Origin of the sequence: Mycobacterium sp. (assembly GCF_019243155.1) — a bacterium.
Taxonomy (GTDB): Bacteria; Actinomycetota; Actinomycetes; order Mycobacteriales; family Mycobacteriaceae; genus Mycobacterium.
The window spans coordinates 1-8027 of sequence record NZ_JAFAUS010000509.1 but is presented as its reverse complement, the minus strand read 5'-3'; the positions used below and the strand labels follow the sequence as shown (position 1 = coordinate 8027).

7 protein-coding genes are annotated in these 8027 nt (G+C 67.5%); all 7 read right to left on the bottom strand.

The features are described from left to right. Positions 1-199: DUF4233 domain-containing protein (locus tag JOZ00_RS25700; RefSeq protein ID WP_366022413.1), on the bottom strand; the 199-nt coding region annotated here is incomplete at its 3' end. Then, on the bottom strand, positions 196-1644 hold the full coding sequence (locus JOZ00_RS25695) for a folylpolyglutamate synthase/dihydrofolate synthase family protein (RefSeq protein ID WP_293350040.1): 1449 nt from the start codon (positions 1642-1644) through the stop codon (positions 196-198). The genes JOZ00_RS25695 and JOZ00_RS25700, both read right to left, overlap by 4 nt. Continuing rightward, positions 1641-4298 carry a valine--tRNA ligase gene (locus tag JOZ00_RS25690; protein WP_293350037.1) on the bottom strand — a complete coding sequence of 886 codons (2658 nt, stop codon included), beginning with the start codon at positions 4296-4298 and terminating at the stop codon, positions 1641-1643. The genes JOZ00_RS25695 and JOZ00_RS25690 overlap by 4 nt, the downstream gene beginning before the upstream one ends. Before the next feature lie 91 nt (positions 4299-4389). Further along, positions 4390-4998, bottom strand: a complete 609-nt coding sequence (locus tag JOZ00_RS25685; RefSeq protein WP_293350034.1) for a LysM peptidoglycan-binding domain-containing protein — start codon at positions 4996-4998, stop codon at positions 4390-4392. Between the two features lie 167 nt (positions 4999-5165). Next, a complete protein-coding gene (locus JOZ00_RS25680) occupies positions 5166-5756 on the bottom strand; it encodes a DUF937 domain-containing protein (protein ID WP_293350031.1) in 591 nt (196 codons plus the stop codon). A 155-nt stretch (positions 5757-5911) separates the two neighbouring features. Next, positions 5912-7168, bottom strand: coding sequence for a trans-acting enoyl reductase family protein (locus tag JOZ00_RS25675; RefSeq protein WP_293350028.1), 1257 nt, complete (start codon positions 7166-7168; stop codon positions 5912-5914). Positions 7169-7444: 276 nt separating this feature from the next. Beyond that, positions 7445-8026 (bottom strand): transglycosylase family protein, encoded by a 582-nt coding sequence (locus tag JOZ00_RS25670; RefSeq protein ID WP_293350025.1) that lies wholly within the window; start codon positions 8024-8026, stop codon positions 7445-7447. Between the last annotated feature and the right edge of the window lies 1 nt (position 8027).

The following is an 8027-nucleotide window of genomic DNA, read 5'->3' as shown; positions in this document are numbered from 1 at the left end:
GCAGGATCAGCAGGGCGGCCAGGCCGATCAGATACCCCAGCGACACCGACGTGAGCCCGCCGCCGACCGCGCCCACCACAGGGATCGCCAGCAGCACCACAATCGCTTCGAGGACCAGCGTCGCGGCCATTACCGCAGCGAAGCTGCGCCAGGGGTCGGCCGCGGGCGCAGGGGCCTGGTCCTCGGGTCCGTCGGTCACTCGGGATCACGACCGAACAGGGTTCGCGCCGCCCCTGCGGTGACGACCGAGCCGGTGATGACGATCCCGGTTCCGGACAGGGCTTCGGCGTCCTCGCCCAGCGAGGCCTCGTCGACCAGCGCGGTCGCGACGTCGATGGCGTCGCGCAGATTCTCGGCCGTCGTCACCCGGTCGGGCCCGAACTTCGCGCGCGCCGCAACGGCCAGCGCCTCGACGTCGAGCGCCCGCGGGGACCCGTTGTGGGTCACGACGACGGAATCGAACACCGGTTCCAGCGCGGTGAGGATGCCGTCGACATCCTTTTCGGCGAGCACGCTGAGCACACCGATGAGGAAGCGGAAGTCGAACTCATCGGAAAGGGTCTGCGCGAGCGCCGCCGCGCCGGCCGGGTTATGGGCGGCGTCGATGAACACCGTGGGGGCGCTGCGCATGCGCTCCAGCCGGCCGGGGCTGGCGACGGCGGCGAAACCGGCCCGGACCGCATCGACGTCGAGCTGGCGCTGCGCGCCCGCGCCGAAGAAGGCCTCGACCGCGGCGAGCGCCACCACCGCGTTGTGCGCCTGGTGTTCGCCGTGCAGCGGCAGGAAGACGTCGGAATACACGCCTCCGAGGCCCTGCAGCTGCATTACCTGTCCGCCGATCGCGACCTGCCGGCCCAACACCGCGAACTCCGAATCCTCGCGGGCCACCGCGGCGTCGGCACGCACCGTCTGGTCGAGCAGCACCTGCATCGCTTCCGGCACCTGTCGGGCGATGACCGCGACGGTATCGGGTGCCCCCTCGGGCGCTCGGGTGATGATCCCGGCCTTTTCACCGGCGATCCCGGCGATGTCGTCGCCGAGGTATTCGACGTGGTCGATGCCGATCGGGGTGATCACCGCGACCGGCGCGTTGATCACGTTGGTGGCGTCCCAACGCCCGCCCATCCCCACCTCGACGATCGCGACCTCGACGGGCGCATCGGCGAACGCCGCGAAGGCCATCCCGGTGAGCACCTCGAACTTGCTCATCGCCGGCCCGCCGTCGGCCTGAGATTGCGCGTCGACCATCTGCACAAACGGCTCGATCTCGCGGTAGGTGTCCACGTATTGCGCTGGGCTGATTGGCTTTCCGTCGATCGCGATGCGTTCGACCGCCGACTGCAAGTGCGGGCTGGTGGTCCGGCCTGTTCGGCGTTGTAGCGCGGTGAGCAGCGCGTCGATCATCCGCACCACCGAGGTCTTGCCGTTGGTACCTGCGACGTGGATCGACGGGTAGCCGAGTTGCGGTGAGCCCAGCAGGTCCATCAACGCGCTGATCCGGGTCAGGCTGGGCTCGATCTTGGTCTCCGGCCAGCGTTGATCCAGCAGATGCTCGACCTGCCACAGGGACGCGATTTCGTCCGGCGTGGGTGCGGCGCTGACGGCCTGACGCGGCTCGGTCCAGTCGGATGGATCGAAACTCATTGCAGCCCGGCCAGCCTCGCGTTGATGCGGTCGATTTCCTCCTGGGCCAGGCGCCAACGGTCGCGATTCTTGGTGACGACCTGTTCCGGCGCATTGGCCAGGAAGTCCGCGTTGCCCAATTTGGCCGCGGTGGACGCCAGCTCCTTTTGCGCCGCGGCCAAGTCCTTTTCGAGGCGGCGACGCTCGGCTTCCACGTCGATGGTGCCCGAGGTGTCGAGTTCGACGACGACGGTGCCGCCGCCGAGCCGGACCTCCAACGACGCCGATGGGCGGAACTCGGCACCCGGCGCGGTGAGCCACGCCAGCGACGTCACCGCACTCACCTGAGTGCTCAGATCGGAGTCCTGGACACCGGCCAATCGGGCCGGCACCTTCTGCCGATCGGCCAAACCCTGATCGCTGCGGAACCGGCGGACCTCGGTGACCAGCCTCTGCATATCGGTAATCCGTTGTGCGGCAACCCGATCCAGGCTTATCCCGGACGATTGCGGCCAGTCGGCGATCACCAGGGATTCCTGCTCGGTCAACGCCTGCCAGAGGGTTTCGGTGATGAACGGGATCACCGGATGCAGCAGTCGCAGCAGCGTGTCCAGCACGGTGGCGAGCACGGCGGTGGTGTGCGCGACCCCGTCGGCCAGCTGCGTCTTGGCCAATTCGACATACCAGTCGCAGAATTCATCCCACGCGAAGTGATAGAGAGCCTCGCAGGCGCGGCTGAACTCGTAGCGGTCGAACGCCGAATCAACCGCCGCGCGAACCTCTTCCAAGCGTCCCAGTATCCACCGGTCGGCGTCGGTCAACTCGGCCTGAGGGGGCAGCGTCTCCCCCGGGCGCCACGCCGCGCCGTTGATCAGTGCGTAGCGAGTGGCGTTGAAGAGCTTGGTGCAGAAATTGCGCGACGCCCGGACGTGGTCCTCACCGACGGCCAGGTCACCGCCGGGGCTGGCGCCGCGGGCCAACGTGAAGCGCAGCGCGTCGGCCCCGAACTCGTCCACCCAGTCCAGCGGGTCGACGACGTTGCCCTTGGACTTGCTCATCTTGCGTCCGGACTCGTCGCGGATCAGGCCGTGCAAGAAGACGTCCGTGAACGGCACCTGCGGCCCGCGGCGGCCACCCAGGGTGATGGCGTCGTCGCCTCCGACAAAGGTGCCGAACATCATCATCCTGGCCACCCAGAAGAACAGGATGTCGTAACCGGTGACCAGAACGCTTGTGGGATAAAACTTTTCGAGCTCCGGCGTGACGTTAGGCCAGCCCAACGTGGAGAACGGCCACAGGCCGGACGAAAACCAGGTGTCCAGCACGTCGGGATCCTGCTCCCAGCCATCCGGAGGTGTCTCGTCGGGACCCAGACACACCTGTTCGCCGTTGGGCCCGTACCAGATCGGGATGCGATGGCCCCACCACAGCTGCCGCGAGATCGTCCAATCGCGCATGTCGTCCACCCAGGCGAACCAGCGTGGTTCCAGGCTCGCGGGGTGAATCACGGTGTCGCCGTTGCGCACCGCGTCGCCCGCCGCCTTGGCCAGCGACTCGACCCGGACAAACCACTGAAGCGACAGCCGCGGCTCGATCGGTTCACCGCTACGCTCCGAGTGTCCGACGCTGTGCAGGTACGGGCGCTTCTCCGCGACGACGCGGCCCTGGGCCGCCAGCGCCTCGCGCACCGCAACGCGGGCCTCGAAGCGGTCCATGCCGTCGAATTGCGTTGCCGTGTCGACGATCCGGCCTTTGGTATCCAGGATCGATATCATCGGCAAGTTGTGCCGCAGACCGATTTCGAAGTCGTTGGGGTCGTGTGCCGGGGTGACTTTGACCGCGCCCGTGCCGAATTCGGGGTCGACGTGCTCGTCGGCGACGATGACGAGCTGCCGATCCACGAACGGGTGCGGCAAGGTGGTGCCGACCAGGTCGCGGTAGCGCTCGTCGTCCGGGTGCACTGCAATCGCGGTGTCGCCCAGCATCGTCTCCACCCGGGTGGTAGCGACGACGATGTGCGGCTGCGAGTCGTCCAGCGAGCCGTACCGGAACGACACCAGCTCGCCCTCGACGTCGAGGTAGTCGACCTCGATGTCGGAGATCGCGGTCTCGAGCACCGGCGACCAGTTCACCAGCCGCTCGGCGCGGTAGATCAGCCCGGCGTCGTAGAGCCGCTTGAAGATCGTGCGCACGGCGCGGGACAGGCCCTCGTCCATCGTGAAGCGGTCGCGACTCCAGTCCACCCCATCGCCGAGTCGGCGCATCTGGCCACCGATGGTGCCACCGGACTCGCGTTTCCAATCCCAGACCTTGTCGACGAACAGCTCGCGGCCGAAGTCCTCTTTGGTCTTGCCGTCGACGGCAAGCTGCTTTTCGACCACGCTCTGCGTTGCGATGCCCGCGTGATCCATCCCGGGCTGCCACAGCACCTCGTAGCCCTGCATGCGCTTGCGACGCGTCAGGGCGTCCATCATGGTGTGTTCCAGCGCGTGACCCATGTGCAGGCTGCCGGTGACATTCGGCGGCGGCAGCACGATCGAGTACCCCGGCTTAGCGCTGGCTGGATCCGCCTCGAAGTAGCCCGCATCGAGCCACTTCTGATAGATCGCGTCCTCGGCCGCGCCGGGGTCCCACGACTTGGGCAGGTCAGTAGCGGGGCTGCGGCTGGCGGTCACCCGTCAATTCTAGGGAGCACGTTAAAGGCCCGTGTAAGTGCCCGAATTAGCAGCTCACACGGTTTCGGCCGTAGTGGCCCCCGCGAGACGATCAGGGAATCGTCAGCACCTGACCGGGCTGGATCAGGTCGGGGTTGGGGATTCCACTCGCGTCGGCGATCACCTGGTACTTGCTGCCGTCGCCATAGAAGCGCTCCGCGATCGCCCACAGGCTGTCGCCGGATTCGACGGTGTAGGTCCGAACGGCGGGTTCGGGCTCGGGGGCCGCTTCGGCCACGGGCTCTGCGACGGCTCCTTCGGCAGCCTCCGGCTGAGCTTCCTCGGCGGCGGGCTCGGGAGCGGCCTCGGGCGCCGGCGGCGGGGGTGCGTCGGTCTCCGTCTTGGTCGACCAGGCCGCTCCGTTGCCGGAGTAGAGCACCAGGTTGCGGTCGTCCTGCAGCACGAGCCGGACGTCCTTCTTGCCCTCGGTGTTGCTGTGCCACACCGGCTTGTCGGCCGTGTAGACGACGAAGTTGCCGTCGGGCTGCACTTCGGCGCGCACCACGTTTTGACCATCGGTCCCGGTGGCCCAGATGGTTTGGCCGCGAGACGCGAGCACCAGGTTGCCGTCTTCTTGCAAGGTGAGGGTATAGGCGCCGTTGTTGGAGGTGAGCGCTTCACCTCGCACGAGCTTTTGTCCTTGGGTAAGCGTGTCCGCCATGGCATTTCCCTCTCGTCGTCATCGTCCGGCCGAGAAGAGGTCGGACGTTATCTGCGGTGTCCGATAGTTACGAACCTACTCATCTTGGTTTGTCTTGGGCAGCCCTTAATTCGACGCGATCCGAATCGTGCGGGAACTACCCATGAATAGTGGGAGTCGGCGCCGGGCTACTTCTTGCCACCGAGCATGCCGCCGAGGATGTCCCCGAGCGCTCCACCCTTGCCGCTCAGCACGTTGCCGAGGATCCCGCCCAGCGATTTGTCGGCGCCGCCGCCGCTGAGGATGCTGCCCAGAACCTCGCCAAGGCCGCCACCGGAGGCCGCCTCCGTCTTCTGGGGCGCGCTCGCCCCGCCACCCGACCCGAGCTGTTTTCCTATGTATGCCAACACAATTGGGAGCACCACCGGAAGCAACTGCTTGAGCAGATCCCGGTTGCCCGCGCCGCTGTTGGCAAGTGCCGACGCGACCTGGTCGGCGTCCTTACCGCCAAACAAGGATGCGACAGCCTGGTGTCCGTCGCCCTCGCCATTGTCGGCGAGGCCACCGCCTGCGTCGAGTAGGCCCCGCGCCGCGTGGTTGTTCGCCATCGATTCGATCGTGCTGGCGTGCTCGGGATCTTCGGAGTTCTGCTGGAGCCCGCCGAGCAGTGCGGGCACCAATGTGTGAACAGCGTTGTCGACGTCGCCCTGGTCGACACCTAGCTTGTTTGCGATATCAGATGTGGGGATCTGGCTGTACAGATCGTCGAGACCGGCCATCGGTGTAACCACCTTCGTTCCTGGGGTATGGAGCCAAGTCGACTTCGACACTAGACGCATGTTGTCTCGGTCAACAGCCTTCGCGCAGGACGGATTTGGTCCCTAATAGGCCAGCTCAACACCGGACCTGCATCGATCCAAATCGAAGGGCAGGCTCAGGTCAGCCGTTCGGTGTGCAGCGAGACCCCGGCCGCCGGGAATCGCGCCAGCAGCGCGTCGCCCATCGCGGCCGCGGGAGTCAGCACACCGTGCAATTCGGAGAGCTTGTCGCGGTCCAGCGCCAGCGCCAGGCCCGACTCCCCCAACAGCACCGCGGTCGCCTTGTAGCCGGGGTCTCCGCGCTGCTCCATGCGGGCCACATAACGTGCGCCCGTGGTTGTGGTGGTGTAGGTCTCGATCCGGTAAAAGCCGCGCTCCCTCGCAGCGGCACTCGGACCGGTTCCAGGCTTCGGGGCGACGCGCTCCAGCAGTCGGCGCGGCAGCAGCCGGAAGTAGCGGCTCCCCAATCCAAAGGTTGCGCTGACGGCCCCGCCGACCGCAGCGGACGCCAGCGGCGCCAGCGGCGACGACCCGAGGCTCATGCTCTCGGTGTACCGCAATTGACGGCCGTACGCCCAGTCAAGCAATGCGTTGCTGCGGCGCACGATTCGCGTGTTGTAGGGCCCCATCGCGAAGCCGGCCGTCCATACGCCGGTCAGTTCCGGCGCGATCTGCTGGCCACGACGCCACGGCAGATCGGGCTGGCGACCGATTTCGGGTTCGGCAGCGCGGTCGGTGCTCAGCGTGTAAGGGTCGGCAAGCGCGCGCCGCGCCTCGGGGTCCCTGGAAGCTGTGTCGAACAATTCCATCATCGACGCAACGGTCCCGCCGGAGACTCCGCCGGAGAAGGACCGGACGACGAAGTCGGTGTCGACGAGTTCTCCGGCACCATCGTCGCGTGCAGCCCGGTACAGGGCATACACGCTCAAATCCGACGGCACCGAGTCGAATCCGCAGGCGTGCACGATGCGGGCGCCGGTGTCGGCGGCCTGCTTGTGATAGGTGTCGATACTCTCGCGGACGAACATCGCCTCGCCGGTCAGGTCGGCGTAATCGGTGCCCGCGGCGGCGCAGGCCGCCACCAGCGGCAGCCCGTAGCGGGTGTAGGGCCCCACCGTGGTGATGACGACCCGCGTCCTTGCGGTCATCTCGTTGAGCGTGGACGGTGACGACGCGTCGGCGACCAGGACGGGCCAGGACTGCGCGGATTCGCCCAGGGTGTCGCGGACCGCGCGCAGGCGATCGGTCGATCTGCCGGCCAACGCGATCCTGGTGCCCGGCGCCGACCGTGCCAGGTATTCGGCGGTGAGCTTTCCGACGAAGCCGGTCGCCCCATACAACACAATGTCGAATTCACGCGGGGTAGCGGTCACGGGCCCGACGCTACCCGCAGAAGGGCCTCAGGTCTGAGGTTGGCGACGATATCGACAGTCCGGCTCGGCGCCACGAGGCCGGTGCCGGCCACGATCGTCATGAACATGACGACAGCGCCGCGAACTACAACATGACGACGTAGATCTTCAACCGGTGCGGCGCGAACGGACGGGCCAGTCGGGATGGGTGCGCTCCACTGCATCACCTCTCGGTACTGGAGATAAGTAGTGCCGGGCACGAGGTGCCCGGCACTACTTATCTATACGTACGACTTATCAGCCGCGGCGGCCGCAGACCGGCCAGGCGTGGATGCCCTGCGTGTGCAGCACATTCTCGGCAACCCGGATCTGCTCGTCACGGCTGGCGTTGTTCGCCGAGCCCGAGCCACCGTTGGCGTGCCAGGTGCTGGAGGTGAACTGCAGCCCACCCTGGAAGCCGTTACCGGTGTTGATCCCCCAGTTTCCGCCCGACTCGCACTGCGCGATGGCGTCCCAGTTCACGCTGTAGGCGTGGACCGGCGGCGGGGGCGGTGCCTCCGGGCCCGGAGGCGGCGGAGCGTCCGGAGCCGGGGGCGGCGGGGCGTCGGGAGCCGGCGGCGGAGCGTCCGGAGCCGGGGGCGGCGGAGCGTCGGGAGCCGGCGGCGGCGGAGCGTCCGGAGCCGGGGGCGGCGGGGCGTCCGGAGCCGGCGGCGGGGCGTCCGGAGCCGGGGGCGGCGGGGCGTCGGGAGCCGTGGCGGCTCCGGCCGGGACCGCGTTCGGGTCAGAGCCCATCGGGTCCGCGTGTGCGGTGGCCGCAGGAATGGTCACGAGCGTGCCTGTGACCGCGGCGAGAATGAGCGTCTTACGGACGTTGTTCAAA